Here is a 13,802-nt window from a genome sequence, read left to right as displayed (position 1 = left end):
CCGCTCCCCAAGGGAAGCCGCTTCACTTGCCCGCGGGCGTACCTTCCCCACCGGGAGGAGCAAGCGGCGCCCCACTGCCCGCGCCACCGGTCGCGTCGTCCGCGGGCATCGCATCCGCGTCCTGCCCAGGCTGTGCGCCCGCGCCGCCCGTGGCATCGCCTGCCGGCGCCACATCCGAGTCCTGTCCAGGCTCCACGCCCTCGGCGCCCTGCGCTGGCTGCGCACCACCGCCGCCAATGGCCTCATCCGCCGGAGCGCCAGCGCCTTCATCTTCCGCGGTGGCGGGCGCGGCCTCGGGCGGTGGGGCCTTGAGCATGTTTTGCAGGCCCTGGACCTTGGCGGTGATCATCTGCTTGTCATTGTCGGTCGTCGTCTCCAGGCCCTTGCAGCGGTCGAGGAACGCGATGGCCTTCTGCCAGCCCGCGCGGTCCGACGCATACGCCCAGCCCGCGCCGCACACGGCCTCCGGCAGGTCCGAGCGCGTGGCCAGTACCTTCTCGAACGCCTCGCCCGCGGCCAGGCCCTTCTTCGGGTCGCGCCCCTTCTGCCCGTCCAGCGCCCAGGCCAGGTACAGCGTCGCGTCCGGCGAGCCCGGCTCCAGCTCCACGGCCTTGCCGAAGGAGCGCTCGGCGCCCACGTAGTCGCGGTAGCTCAGCGCCAGGGCCCCCAGGTTGAGGTAGCCCGGGGTGAACTTCGCATCCAGGGAGATGGCCTTCTGGAACTGCACCAGCGCACGCGCCCGGTCGTCCAGCTTCAGGTAGACCATGCCCAGCAGGTTGTAGAGCGCCGGGTCGTTCTCCGAGTGCTTGCGCGCGTTGCCGGCCAGCAGCTCCGCCAGCCGGTACTTCTCCCGTGCGTAGGCCACGTGCGCCAGGTTCTTGTACGCCCCCGGGTTGTCCTTGTTGCGCACCAGCACGCGGCGCGCGGCGGCCTCGGACTCGTCCAGCTTTCCGGCGACGCGATAGGTGACGGACAGGCTGTTGAGCAGCGACGCGTCGTACTCGCGACCAGGCGTCTTCAGCGCCCGCTGGAACAACGCGATGGCTTCGTCCAGCCGCCCCTGCTCCCGGTACATGACGCCCAGGTTGACCACCGAGGGCACGTGCGCCGGGTCCAGCAGGAGGACCTTCTCGTAGGCCACGCGCGCGTCATCCGAGCGACCCTGGCGCTCCGCGATGACGCCCAGGTTGAACTGCGCGTTGAGGCTCTGCGGCAGTTCATCCACCACCGCCTCGAAGCCCTTGCGCGCACCGTCCAGGTCCCCTGCTTCATAGGACTGGAGCGCCGCCGCGAAGGCGGACTGCGCGCTGCCGGACTTCTGCGCGGGAGGCGGCACCGGCTTCTGCTCGGGCGCGGGCTGCTGCGCCGCGGGCGGCGTCACCTCCGGCGCGGCGGTCTGCTTCTTCTGAGGCCCCGAGGCGCACGCCGCCGTAAAAGCCAGCGAGCCGACGAGGAGCGAACGGAACCAGGTCATCTGCGTCTTCCCCGCCCCAACCTGAAAGGAATCGATGCGAAACGGCTTCATCGCAGCACCTCCCCGCGCGCCGCCGTGGGTGTCTGCGCCTCGTCATCCGAGGGCTTCGAGGAATCCGCCGGGACCGGCGTCGTCGCGGTGGCGCCTTCCAGCACGCGCACCAGGTCCGAGCGGACGAGTGTGTCGCTGCCGCGGTAGTTCACCTGCCGCACCTGCGCGTAGGCCCCCGGACGCAGGCGGTTCACCTGGTCCTGCGCGGCCAGGGTCCACGGGCTGTAGACGCCCAGCTCGTAGGCCTTCTCCAGCGCCTTCTCCAGTGCCTCGGCGGCCTTGTCCTCCAGCGGCAACGCCAGGTTCTCCAGCTCGCTGCGGTACATGGCGAGTTGCTCCTCATCGAGCCCGGAGGGGTCCGGCGAGTCCATGATGTTGCGCGCGAAGTCGGCATAGGCCAGGCCAATGCGCGTGAGCGCCGCGATGCCCCAGTCACCGGAGCCGGTGGACAGGACGGCAAGGTAGTCCTTCTCCAGCCGCTGAATCTCCTTCTGCTTCGCCGCCAGGTCCCGTCGGATGGTGCTCACCCGCGAGAAGCGGATGCCCACGTAGCGCTTCCACGCCGGCTCCAGCGACAGGAAGCGCGCATGGCCGTAGGCATTGAGCACCGCCGCGTCCTTGCGAGCGCTCTCCGGCAGCCGGTTCCACGCCCGCACCAGCTCGCCCTGCACGCGCTCCTGCTCGCGTACGTTCTTCAGCTGCTCGTACGCCAGCAGCTCGTGGTAGCGCGCCTGGTACACCTGCGCGGAGCTGGAGCGTGAGTCACGGCCGTACGTCTCCGCGAAGGCGCCAAACGCCCGGGCCGCCTCGCTCCACTTCTTCTCCTTCTCCCACGCGAGCGCCGCCGTGAAGGCCACCTGCGGCACGTCCTTGCGGTCCTTGAAGCGGGAGACATACGTGTTGTAGGCGGCCACGGCCTTCTGCGGCTCACCCGCGCCTTCCCACCAGACGCCCGCATTGAACTGCGCATCCGCCACCCAGCCGCCGGCCTCGTCCAGCAGCGCCTTGCGCTCGGCGGCCTTCCGCTCGCGCTTGGACTCCGCGTCCTCGGCGCCCGGCGCGACATTCGCCTTGGCGGCCGTCTTGGTCGCCTTGCGCTTGCCGTTGGCATCGTCCGCCTTCATCGCGGCGTCGTAGCTGGCCACGAAGGACTCCGCCATGACGGCGGCCTTCCGGTACTCAGCGACCTTCTCGTAGAGGCCCGCCAGCGAGTAGCGCGCCTTCAACTCGAAGGGGCTGCGCGGGTACTCCTTGAGGAAGCGCTCACCCGCGGCCAGGCCCTTGTCGATTTCGCCCGCCTCCTGCGCGATGACCATCGCGTAGGTGAGCGCGCGGTCCGCGTTCTCTGACTTGGGGAAGTCGGACACGAAGCGGAGGAACTCCTCGGCGGCCTTCTTCGGGTTCTTCTCCTTCTTGTAAACGACCTCGTCCACCCACTTGTACTGGCTGCCTTCGACGACGCGGCTGACGCGCACGGCGAAGTCCGTTCCGGGCTTGGCCAGCTTCTTGTTCTCCAGGAACTTCTTCGACAGCGTGTTCAGCTCGAGCCACTCCTCGCGGCTCTCCAGCACGTACATGGTGAGGTCGGCCGCGTCGCGCGAGCGGCGCTCCTCCGGGAACTTCTCGATGATTTCGCCGAAGCGCCGGGCCGCGTCCACGAAGTGGCTGCGGTCATAGAGGATGACGGCGGCCTGGTAGCGCAGGTCGATTTCGTCCTGCGAGTTCGGATACAGCTTCACGTAGACGTCGCACGCGGCGACCAGCCGGTCCTCGAACTTCGTGAGCGCCTCTTCCTCGCGGTCCTTCGCGTCGCGCTTGACGATCTTCTGCTTGGCGACGTCGCCCTTGTCCTTCTTCTCGTCGACCTTCTGGCCGTCGCGCAGGTCGCTCCTGGCGAGCTGGCCGCGCTCGATCTTCACCAGCTTGTCGTAGGCGAGGATGGCGTTGTACGCGGCGCTCTTGCGGTACGTCTCGTTGGAGACCTCGCGCGCGGTGTCGCGGTCCGGAATCTTGAAGGCCACCACCGCGTCGTACTCGGCCGCGGCCGCTTCCCACTCCTCCAGGGCCCAGAGGATTTCCGCGTAGAAGAAGCGGAGGTTGAAGGCGGAGTCCGCCACGAAGTCCGGGTTCGCGTTGGAGGCGAACGCGTCCACGTACTGCTTGTAGATGTCACGCGCCAGCCGGTAGGTCTCCACCTGGCGCGTCTTCTGCGCCTCCTGGTGGTACTCGGTGACCATGACGCGCATGGCCTCTTCGGTGACGTTGAAGGCGTTGCGGAGGACGGTCGTCTTGCCCTCGTTGGCCTTCCACCACTCGCCACCGGGGCTGTAGAGGTCCACCATCCGCTTCATTTCCTTGCGGACCAACTGGCGCTGGCGGAGCCCCTCGTGGGCGCGGACGATGGCCTGCTGGTACTCCGGCGCGCTGGCGCCCATGGGTTCGTCGTCCACGAGCGTGCGGTACGTGAGGATGGCGCTGTCGAAGTGGCCCGCGTCCACCAGGCCCGCGGCCGTCTTGGCCAACAGGCGGCCCACGCGCTGCGCCGGCGCCTTCTCCTTGAAGTAGGCGATGGCTTCCTTCGGCTGGTCCAACTGGACGTAGAAGACGGTCAGGTCGTTGAGCGCCTCGGTGCGCAGGTCACCCAGCTCGGGACTCTTCGCGGCGTAGTCCACCACCTCGTGGAGCTTCTTCAGCCCCAGCTCGTAGTCGCCGGTGTTGTAGTCGCACCAGGACAGCTTGTAGACGGCGTAGCCGTAGATCTTCGGCACGCCCGAGTCCCGCGCCTTCTCATAGTTCTCCTTGGCGGGGATGAGCTTGTTGTTCTCGAAGTAGTGGTTGCCGAGCTGGATGTACGCGTCCGGCACGAACTGCGACTTCGGGAAGTCGCGGATCAACTCCTCGTAGCGGGCCACCGCGTCCTCGCGGCGTCCCAGCTCGTAGTAGTTGTACCCCATGGAGAAGAGGACCTCGTCGCGCTGCGGATAGTCCGGGTACGCGCGGAGGATGTCCTCGTAGATGCCCATCGTCTCGGTGCGGTAGCGCTCGCTGTCCGCGTGGTTCTTCTTGGGCGGCTCCGCCTTCTCGCCGCGCGCCACGGCCGCGTCGTATTCCTTCTCCGCCGCGAGGAAGCGCGTCATCTCCAGCTGGTAGAGGTACTTGGACTTCTCCCAGTAGAGCTCCGACAGGCGGTAGAGCATCTCCGCCTTCTGCGGATTGCCGTCCCGCAGCTTGGGGATGAGGCGCTTGAAGGCGGCGATGGCCTCGTCGCGCTTCTTGTCCGCCAGCGCGTCCCGCTTGGCGTCCGGGATGCGGGGCAGCTCCGCGAACTTCGCCGACGCGGGCTGAACACGCGCGGGCCCCTGCCGCACATCCTCCGGCGCGACCCCCGGCGGCGGAGCCTTCTCCTCTGCCTTGCGGTCGACCTGGGCCTTCGCGGACTTCTTCTTCCCGCCCGCCTTGCTGGACGCACCGGAGGTCTTCGACGCGGACGCCGCGGCGGGCTTCTTCCCCCCCTTGCGGGCCTGCGTTTCCGCCGCCTCTCCCACCCCGCCAGTGATGAGCACCGCGCCCACCGCCAGCGCACCGAAACGAAGAACCACCTTCATGCGAGCTCCTGCCGTGAAGCCGACCCGGCATGCGGGCAATCCAGCACCCACTGACGAGGGACGACGGAAAGTAGATGCGCACTTCTGGATTGAGAAGTGGCGGCGGAACGGTGCTTGCGCACTGTCAACAACGACAGAGGGGCCGCGTCCACGCGGTGTCGCGTGGAGCCGGCCCCTCAAGGTACGTGCATGCGTGACGGCGGCGCTCGTGAACCTACGGCTGCTGTTCAGCGGTCTTCGCCGGGCAGCCACGCTTCAGCGTGTATTGGTAATAACCAATCTCGTCGATCCAGAACTCGCCCTGGAACTTCCAGTAGTTCCAGGCCGCGCCCGGCATCTTCGGGCGATACAGCGACTGCCGCGTCAGCAGCGCCTTCTGGTCCACGCCGGCCTGTAGCAAATCCTTCTCATCCAATGCCGTCTGCACGCGGATGATTTCCGCCTGGTCGGAGAAGGTCCGCAGATTGTCCGCTGCCTCACGGATGCGGCTCTGCGCCAGCGTGCCGCCCACCTGCAGCAACGTCCCGCGCACCTCCTCGAGCGACGCGGTGGACTGCGCCGCCAACGGCGTGCCGCGCCAGCGTCCGTTCGTCAGCACACGCTTCTCGTTGTCCACGCGCTCCAGCATCCGCATCACCTCGCGGATGCGCTCGTTGTTGCGCAGCCACAGGTACACCGGGCGCGGCAGCCGGCGGTTCTCCGCCGCCACCAGGTTGAAGGACTGCACCAGCGGCACGTCCTCCCCGGTGAAAGGCTCCAGTTGCCGCTCCATGGGGCCGTAGATTTCGTCGAAGGCCGCCAGCGTCGTCTTCACCTCGTCGTAGAGGCACGAGTAGTAATAGACGGTCGCCTTGAGAATCCACGACTCGGGCTGGAAGGCCCCGGCGAACTGCGGTGCATGCAGCGCCTGGAGACTGCCGAGCGCCCCGCCGAAGTCCTCGTTCTGAAAGCGCGCGAAGCCGTTCTCGAAGAGGGCCTGGTCCCAGTAACGCGAGTAGCGCGGCACCCGCTCATAAGCGGCGCTGGCGTCGGTGTACTCACCTCGGCGGTAGTGGATCCGGCCCAGGGCGATGAGCGCCAGGTGCTGCGTGGCGCGCAAATCCAGTTGCCCCTCCTTCGCCGCCAGCACCGCGTTGAAGGCGGCCAGCGCGTCCTTGTCCAACACGGAGGCCTCGCCGGGACGGCCCGGGAAGCGCGGGTCCGCCAGCACCACGCCGAGCAGGTAGCGGGACTTCGCGTACACGCGGCTGTCCTGGGGGACCGCCTCCAGCAGCGAGCGCGCTTCCTCGAAGCGGCTCTTGCGCTGGCTCACCGTGCCCACCAGGTAGTTGATGCGCGCGAGCACCTCCTTGGGCAGCGTCACCCAGCGGTCGCGCACCTCGTCGGTGTAGGCCTGATTGAGGATGCTGGGGATGAGGTTGTGCTCATCCAGCTGCTGCTGCATGTCCACCAGTCCCTCCACTGCCTTGAGATACGAGGGGTGCGAGGGTCCGGCATTGACGATGGCCGCATAGGCGATGAAGGCGGCCACGGGCAGGCCCTTCTGGGCCAGGGCCTGTCCAAGGAAGTACTCCGCCTTGCCCTTCACCTCCGCGTCGGAGGCGCTCTCCGCGAGTTCGAAGAAGAGGGGCGCGGCGGTGTCCATGTCACCGGCGTTGAAGGCGGCCAGCGCGCGGTTGTAGCCACCCGAATCAGGCTGGGCGGACACCGCGAGCGGCGCCAGGGCGACCAAGAGGCTGAGCAGTCGTTTCATGGCGGTTGGGGCCTTCCTGAGCATCAGAAGAGGACAGAGAAGCCGGCGTAGAAGCTCACGTTGTTGAGGACGTCCGAGGACGGCTCGGCCACCAGGTCTCGGCCCAGGATGATGTCCTCGCGGTAGTTCTTCTTCGTCTTCGGGTCGACGCCGTCGAACTTCTCGTAACGGCAGCTCCCGCTCAGGTTCAGCGAGGAGAAGGCCTGGTTGGTGGAACGCGCCGCTTCGAGCGCCTCGAAGTCCGCCAGGTTGCAGCCGTCCACCCGGTCCACGCGCGCGGTGTAGATGAGGTCCCGCACCTCCACGCGCAGCGCGTACGACTCGCCGAACTGGAGCCGGAAGCCGCCACCCACCGAGCCCATGAACTTGGTGCCCGTGTCACCGAAGCGCGCGGGCACCTGGAACGACTCGCCCTCCACATCGTTCGTCACGGCGGGGCGGATGAGGTGGCGCGTGGAGCCGATGCCCGCTCCGCCACTGAGCACCACGCTGAACTGCGCGAGCGAGTTGTTGAGGAAGGCGAACTTGCCGTAGAGCGGCGTCACCTCCACGCCTGCGTGGGCGCCCCACACCAGGAGCAGCGACGAGGCCGCCTGCGCCTGCTCACGGACCTTGTCGATGAGCTCCAGGTTGAAGTCGCTCTCGTTCGAGTACCAGTTGTACTGGCCCATCACCTGGAGGGCGAAGTTCTCCTGCAGGTGGTAGGTGTAGTGCGCCGCCGTGCCCGCGTGGCGGGTGTACTTCCCGTTCACCTGCACCGCGGCCGGGTACACCGTCAGCTCGTGACGGCCCTCGTCCGCGAAGCGCTTCTTCTGGACGATGTGCACCGACACGTTGGGGTTGTAGAGCGGCGCTCCGTTCACCAGCCGCTGCTGCTGCGCATCCGTGGTGCGCGGCGCATCGGAGCCCAGGTCGGACGCCAGCACCGGTGCATCATCGGGAACCGGCGGCGCCTCCTGCCCGGCCACGCCCGTCGTCGCGGGAGCGGAGTCCGTCTCCACGGTGGGCGCGGGCTCGGCGGCGGGCACCGGCACGGCGTCGTCAACACGGGAAGGCTCGCTCGCGGGCACCTCGTCGGTGCCCTGCGCCGGGGCCGCGTTGGGGCGGACACCTGCGGGCGGCGCGGATGCTTCCGTGGCTTCGGCGGGCACCAGCGGCTCGGGCCGGGACGCGGGCCCGACAGGGGCCTCCGGGAGCGACTGGGGCTGCGTGGACGGTGGCGGCACGGACGTCTCCGCACCGGGCGCGGGCACTTGCTGGACCTGCGCCAGCGCGAAGGCCGGAGCCGGGACGCGTGGCGCGGCCTGCGTGGCCGTGGCGACAAGGAGCGCGAGGGACAGGAACGGTCGCATAGTCAGGTGGACCTAGAAGGAGAAGGTGTAGCCAAGGTCGAACTGCACCAGGTGCGTGAGGCCAGGGCTGCGCGCGGGCTCCCCCGTCGCCTGCCCCGCCTCCCACGCATCGCGCACCAGGTTGACGCGGTAGTTGTCCCGGAAGACCCAGTCGCGCAGCTCCAGGCGCACGCCGTGCTTGTCCAGGATGAAGAAGCGGAAGCCCACCGCCGCCGACACCACCGGGGCGACCCGCGACTCATTCACCCAGAAGTTCTGGGTGGCCGACCCGCGATCATCCACCGACGTGCGGTTGTCGCAGATGCCCAGCTCGCGGTTCACCACCTGCGTGCACTGGATCACGGAGTTGCGCTTGAACGACGCGAGGCCCCCGCCCGCCCAGACGTAGGTCTGGAAGTGGACCGGCAGGTCCGACAGCAGACTGAGCTTCCCGTAGATGGGCGCCCAGCGGACACCGGCCACCCCGTGCAGGTTCATCTGCCAGAGGTCTTCCAGCTCGTCGGTGACGCGCTTGTCCTCGCGGTTGAGGAAGCTCTCGGAGATGGAACGCGCCAGGCCCGTGTGACGGCTGGCCGCGTAGCCGGCCCGAGCCTCCACCGCGAAGGTGTTGAAGAGGTTGTAGGCCACCCCGGCGTTGAAGACGTAGTGCGCCGTCAGGTGTGTCTGGAGCGGCAGGCCGACCCCGAAGGACAGCTCCAACTTGCCGCCCGGCTCGTACAGCCGGTTGCGGACGACGACGTTGTCCAGGACGTTCTCGTCGTCCTGTGCCGCGGCAACCGGCGCCGCCAGCGAGACGGCCAACGAAGCAAAGGCGCAGAGCGTGCGTGCGATCATAATCCTGCCCGGCCCGTGAGGTGGGCCGCCATGAGCGGGAGTGCAAGGAACTCCCCGAGCCACGGAGTCCGCGTCACCTGACGCTCAGACTCCTCCGTGGGGCCTGGATGTGCGCACGGCTTCCACGACCGACAAGCCGAGGTGGCCTGGAGTCGGAATTCTTTTCACGGTCGTCCCCACCGGACGCCCACCGGTCAACGTTTCCGGGGCATCCCACGGCACGGGACGTGATGAAGCAGGCAGGCGGGTCGTCACGCGGGGCAGACACCTGCCCACCCGCGGAAACCGCACGCATCCTGCCCCGCAAGACAAACGCCCCGCCCGGATGCCCGACGAATCGGGCCCGGAAGCGGGGCGCTTCGAGCGTTCAGACGCTCAGCAGCGAACTACGCGCCGCGCGCGGCCTTGTGCTGCGCGCGCATGGCCGCCTTGATGCTGGGGCGGATGTAGACGACGCCGTTGTTGTGGCCGGCGACGGCACCCTTCACGAGCACCAGGCCCTTCTCCACGTCCACGTCCACCACGGTCAGGTTCTGGGTGGTGACCTGATCCACGCCGTAGTGCCCGGGCATCTTCTTGTTCGGGTACACGCGGCCCGGCGTCTTACGCTGACCGATGGCGCCCGGGTGACGCTGGTACTCGTGCGTACCGTGCGTCTTCGTCTGCGAGCCCTTGAAGTTCCAGCGGCGCATGACGCCGGAGAAACCGCGGCCCTTGGTGATGCCGGTCACGTCGACCAGCTCGCCCTTGGCGAACATGTCCGCCTTGACGGCGTCGCCCACGTTGAAGGAGGCAGCCTCCTCCGGCGTGACACGGAATTCCTTCAGGTGGCGGCGGTAAGGCGCGTTGGCCTTCTTGAAGAAGCCGCGCTCGGCCAGGTTGAGAATCTTCTCGCGGATCTCACCAAACCCGATGGTCACCGCGGAGTAGTTGTCCTTCTCCGGGGTGCGCTTGCCAACGACCTGGCAGGTGCCCACGTCGATCACCGTGACCGGGACGAGGTTGCCCTCATCGTTGAACACCTGGGTCATGCCGATCTTCTTGCCAATCAGACCCTTCACGTCGTCCTCACTGCCAGCGCGCTGGTGGCGCGGAAAAACCCAATAAGTTCAATGACCTGGACTGCACGCGTCCCCGCGGTCGCCAGGAAGCGGCGCAATGTAGCAGACAGGTCTCCGCCGTCAAGCACTACGGGCGGGTGCCTCTCTCACTGCGCGCGATCCAACCGCGGGTAGAACGGTGCGAGCTGCGCATCGTTGATGCGCTGTGCATACACGTCTTCGCCCAGGAGGAACAGTGCTTGATCCAGATAATCCTCCGAGGCCTGGACCTGTTCCTCCTTGGCGGCGATTGCCTGGTCGAGCTCCGCCATGCGGTGCTCGTGGTCGAGCTTCCGCTCCTCCGCCTCGTCCTCCATCTCCAGCATGCGCTTGTGCGCCAGGATGCCGGCCGCGCCGGGCTGACCGGGCACGGGGGTGAGGGCCGTGGCCAGGCTGGACTCCAGATCCTCCAGTTGCCGGCCGAGCCGCATCTGCTGGAGCCGGTTCTTCTTGAGGTTGCCGCGGGCCAGTTCGATCTTGTCGGGCGGCTCGCCGGTCAGCTCCATGTCGCTGATCTTCTTCTCGAGCTTGACCAGACCATCCTCGGCGTAGCGCTTTTCGGCCTTGCGAGACGCGAGCGTCTTGCGCAGCTCCTTCACCTTGCCGTCGATGGCGTCCACTGCCTTCTTCCACTTCTTGACGATGACGGCGTGCTTCGCCCGCTCCTCGCCCTGCTCGGCGAGAAAGTCCGAATACGCCGCGTCCTCGTCGTTCATCTCCTGCTCGAGCGCCGCCAGTTCATCCCGGCGCGCCACCACCGCCTCTTCGGCGCGGTAGACGCGGTCCATGGAACGGGGACAGGTGGGCTTGCCCGGCAACCTGTCCCGAGCCAGGTCGCCCAGCTGGAAGATGAGGTCGTTGTAGCTCTCCTTCGCCATGAACGGATTTCTACGCCCAATGCACGGTAACTGTCACCGGCAGAGCGAGAAACCCATGTCATTCCCTCATGAGTCACCCGGGGCGGCGCTGGCCGGCGCGTCGGCGTGGACCACGGGCCCCAGGGCCCCTTCGGCCAGGGACAGCAGCTCCCGGGAGCGGTCCTGCTCCTCGGTGCGGTTCAGCTCGCAGACCCACGCGGAGGAGAGATCCGCCTGCTGACGGGCCAGCTCCGCGGTCGTCTCATAGCGGGCGGCCGACGCGCGGGCGAAGGCCCCCTCGCGGCGCAGTTCCAGCAACGTATCCGAATCCAGCTCGATGTCCTCGGGAGGAACCGGCAGTGGACCTCGGCCCAGCGCGGCCAGCCGTGCGAGCAATCGCGACGCGTGAGCCCGGCAGAATGCGGCCAACACCATCAGCCGTGCCCGGACCCTCGCATCCGCGATTCGCTCTGCCAGCGCCGTCATCCGCCGGGCGGAGACGACCTCCGCCTCCCACGCGGCGGCCAGCGCCGCAGCCAACCGGGTATGCCTCGCACCCATTGACGTCCCCCTGTTCCCTACCTTCAAGTCGCCAACGTAGGAACGCTGAGCGCGGGATTCAACCGAGGGCGCGTTCAACCATCCAGTACCCACCAGCCGCGAGGATTCCGATGGACAGTCCCCTCACGGCCCTCGTGTGCAAAGCCGGACGGCGCTGGACCATGCGGAGGATGGGCAGCAGCACCGCCACCACCACCGCCTGGCCCAATTCCACACCGACGTTGAAGCCCAGCAGCGCCGTCACCACGGACTCGCCCAGGCCGTAGCCGGCCAGCACGCTCGCGAAGCCGAAGCCGTGGATCAGCCCGAAGAGGAAGGTGACGAGCACCCGGTGCCGGTGCTCGCGCAGCACCAGGTTCTCCACCGCCACGTAGATGATGGACGCGGCGATGGCGGCCTCCACCCACCGGGCCTGGACTCCGTCCAACACCACCCAGCCCAGCGCGGCGGCCCCCAGCGTGAGCGAGTGCGCCACCGTGAAGGACGTCACCAGCAGCAACACCCGCCTCCAGCCGCCCCCCACCAACAGCACGGCCAGCAGGAAGGCCAGGTGGTCCACGCCCTCGAAGATGTGGCGCACGCCCAGGCCCACCCAGCCCGCGAAGCGGCTCAGCAGCGGCGTGCCGCGTCCGCCTTCCGGGACGTCCACTTCCGGCCGCGTGGCATCCGCGAACACGGCCCCTGGAACCTCCCCTTCCCTCACACTGCCCAGGATCACCCGGTACTCCGGTGGCAGCCGCGTCAGCACCAGGAAGCGCTGGCGCATTCCACCCGGCGGGCACGTGAAGGTGGCGGACAGCTCCACGAAGGACTGCCTCGGCGCCGCGGCGTGCGCGGTCCGCACGCACGGCAAGGCTCCGGAAGCCAACGGCATCGCATCCCAGATGCCCGTGGCGATGGCGTCACGCCGCGCGTCCAGTCCACTCCGCGTGAGGAGCGAGCCCCCATCCGCGTCGCCCAGGAGCAGGGCCAGCGTCTCCGGCGTCATCGTCAGAATCTGACGGACCTCGGGCGCCTCGGGCCCGGCGCGGTGCGCTTCGATATAGAGGATGTCGGCGTCGTGCGCGGCGGCGGCGCCCGCGGCCAAGAGCAGGCACGCGAGCATGGCCCGGGGGGAGACCCACGTCATGTCCCCTCCAGCCTGCCGTCACCGCCCGCCCGCGTCCACCCCGGGCGCTACTCCGAGACGAAGCGCAGCTCCACCTGCTGGCGGCCGCTCATCGGATCATGCCGCGCGCCGCAAGAGAAGCAGTGGAGTGCCTGGTCCCACTCCCAGATGACCTTCACCTCTTCGCCACAGCAGAGCATGGGCATGACGCGCAGCAGCTCGTCCGGCTCTGGCTCCATGGGCCCCGGCAGGGCCTCCGGTTCGACCGCCACGAACGTTGGCCTGGGATTGACGGACAGCGTGCGCGCCACGTGCGCCAGCTGCTCGTACCGCACGTGGTTGGCCCAGCCGCGCGCCACGGCCTCCAGGTGCCCCTGCTGGGCGGGCGTGAGGAAGGCGTCCGCTTCTGCGCGGTAGCCGCAGTACGGGCAGCCCCAGACGGGAATGCCCTCCACGCACTCGTGGGCGTTCTCGAAGGGGTAGAAGCCCAGGAGCTTGTGCAGGACCGCCCGCGAGTCCATGGGCCCCGGACGCGTCTTGAAGGGCCGCTGACACTCCGGGCACTCGCGGCGCGTGAAGCCTACGGAGTCCCGGGGCAGCTCCACCCCTGTCACCTCAGGCGCCCCGCGCCTCACGCCGAGGCCGCCCGGCGGCCCTGAGACACCACCGCCAGCAGGAGCGCCACCATCGCGAACAGCAGCAGCAGATGGACCCAGTAACCCTCGGTGGAGCCGGTGGTCAGCCCCAGCCCCCACAACACCAACAGGATGATTCCCATCGTCCAGTACACGCCGCACCTCCCCACGCACCACAGCCTGGCGCGGGCAAACCTAGGAACAGGAACCCGGACGGGCAACCCGGTCCTTTTCACAGTCTCCCGTTGGGAACGGCACTTCCCCACCCGGGCATTTTTTCAGATCCACCGGGGAATCCCGCGCGCCAGAGACGGCAAATTCGTTGGCGCTCTTAAGGAGAAACACGCCACGTGCGACTTCTGGCACGCGGGCTGCTTAGGCGTTGCTCCGTCGGCAGGTCAGTACATCCGTAGGAGTGCACGGGGCGCGAGCGGCACTGCGGCGCCGGGAGGGGTGGGATGAGGGGCTGGAC

Annotated in this window: 11 protein-coding genes; all 11 read right to left on the bottom strand. The window is 68.2% G+C overall.

Annotation, left to right across the window (positions count from 1 at the left end):
• Positions 1–22: 22 nt before the first annotated feature.
• Complete coding sequence (locus tag FMP39_RS32005; protein WP_141593853.1) at positions 23–1,525, bottom strand: tetratricopeptide repeat protein; 1,503 nt, start codon at positions 1,523–1,525, stop codon at positions 23–25.
• Entirely contained in the window at positions 1,522–5,130 is a 3,609-nt protein-coding gene (locus FMP39_RS32000) for a tetratricopeptide repeat protein (RefSeq protein WP_194858653.1), read from the bottom strand. Before FMP39_RS32000 ends, FMP39_RS32005 begins: the two co-directional genes overlap by 4 nt.
• A 214-nt stretch (positions 5,131–5,344) precedes the next feature.
• On the bottom strand, positions 5,345–6,883 hold the full coding sequence (locus FMP39_RS31995; protein ID WP_141593851.1) for a tetratricopeptide repeat protein: 1,539 nt from the start codon (positions 6,881–6,883) through the stop codon (positions 5,345–5,347).
• Between the two features lie 23 nt (positions 6,884–6,906).
• Positions 6,907–8,235 carry an outer membrane beta-barrel domain-containing protein gene (locus FMP39_RS31990; protein WP_141593850.1) on the bottom strand — a complete coding sequence of 443 codons (1,329 nt, stop codon included), beginning with the start codon at positions 8,233–8,235 and terminating at the stop codon, positions 6,907–6,909.
• Positions 8,236–8,247: 12 nt separating this feature from the next.
• Positions 8,248–9,069 carry an outer membrane beta-barrel domain-containing protein gene (locus tag FMP39_RS31985; protein WP_194858652.1) on the bottom strand — a complete coding sequence of 274 codons (822 nt, stop codon included), beginning with the start codon at positions 9,067–9,069 and terminating at the stop codon, positions 8,248–8,250.
• Between the two features lie 386 nt (positions 9,070–9,455).
• Positions 9,456–10,130, bottom strand: a complete 675-nt coding sequence (rplC, locus tag FMP39_RS31980; protein WP_011553403.1) for a 50S ribosomal protein L3 — start codon at positions 10,128–10,130, stop codon at positions 9,456–9,458.
• Between the two features lie 146 nt (positions 10,131–10,276).
• Positions 10,277–11,047, bottom strand: a complete 771-nt coding sequence (locus FMP39_RS31975) for a hypothetical protein (protein ID WP_141593848.1) — start codon at positions 11,045–11,047, stop codon at positions 10,277–10,279.
• A 66-nt stretch (positions 11,048–11,113) separates the two neighbouring features.
• Positions 11,114–11,587 (bottom strand): hypothetical protein, encoded by a 474-nt coding sequence (locus FMP39_RS31970; protein WP_140862568.1) that lies wholly within the window; start codon positions 11,585–11,587, stop codon positions 11,114–11,116.
• Between the two features lie 58 nt (positions 11,588–11,645).
• Positions 11,646–12,716: a HupE/UreJ family protein gene (locus tag FMP39_RS31965; RefSeq protein WP_141593847.1), complete on the bottom strand. Its 1,071-nt coding sequence runs from the start codon at positions 12,714–12,716 to the stop codon at positions 11,646–11,648.
• Between the two features lie 47 nt (positions 12,717–12,763).
• A complete protein-coding gene (locus FMP39_RS31960; protein ID WP_011553398.1) occupies positions 12,764–13,330 on the bottom strand; it encodes a hypothetical protein in 567 nt (188 codons plus the stop codon).
• Entirely contained in the window at positions 13,327–13,485 is a 159-nt protein-coding gene (locus FMP39_RS31955; protein ID WP_020478757.1) for a lmo0937 family membrane protein, read from the bottom strand. Before FMP39_RS31955 ends, FMP39_RS31960 begins: the two co-directional genes overlap by 4 nt.
• Between the last annotated feature and the right edge of the window lie 317 nt (positions 13,486–13,802).

The sequence above is a fragment of the Myxococcus sp. AB056 genome, from assembly GCF_006547365.1.
GTDB lineage: Bacteria > Myxococcota > Myxococcia > Myxococcales > Myxococcaceae > Myxococcus > Myxococcus virescens.
Note: the sequence above shows the minus strand (reverse complement) of the source record. Positions and strands in the feature narration are given on the sequence as shown.

What these genes read in the sequence shown, in the direction of transcription:
- FMP39_RS32005 (WP_141593853.1), bottom strand. Translation starts at nt 1,525, where the DNA reads ATGAAGCCGTTTCGCATCGATTCCTTTCAGGTTGGGGCGGGGAAGACG.
- FMP39_RS32000 (WP_194858653.1), bottom strand. Translation starts at nt 5,130, where the DNA reads ATGAAGGTGGTTCTTCGTTTCGGTGCGCTGGCGGTGGGCGCGGTGCTC.
- FMP39_RS31995 (WP_141593851.1), bottom strand. Translation starts at nt 6,883, where the DNA reads ATGAAACGACTGCTCAGCCTCTTGGTCGCCCTGGCGCCGCTCGCGGTG.
- FMP39_RS31990 (WP_141593850.1), bottom strand. Translation starts at nt 8,235, where the DNA reads ATGCGACCGTTCCTGTCCCTCGCGCTCCTTGTCGCCACGGCCACGCAG.
- FMP39_RS31985 (WP_194858652.1), bottom strand. Translation starts at nt 9,069, where the DNA reads ATGATCGCACGCACGCTCTGCGCCTTTGCTTCGTTGGCCGTCTCGCTG.
- FMP39_RS31975 (WP_141593848.1), bottom strand. Translation starts at nt 11,047, where the DNA reads ATGGCGAAGGAGAGCTACAACGACCTCATCTTCCAGCTGGGCGACCTG.
- FMP39_RS31970 (WP_140862568.1), bottom strand. Translation starts at nt 11,587, where the DNA reads ATGGGTGCGAGGCATACCCGGTTGGCTGCGGCGCTGGCCGCCGCGTGG.
- FMP39_RS31965 (WP_141593847.1), bottom strand. Translation starts at nt 12,716, where the DNA reads ATGACGTGGGTCTCCCCCCGGGCCATGCTCGCGTGCCTGCTCTTGGCC.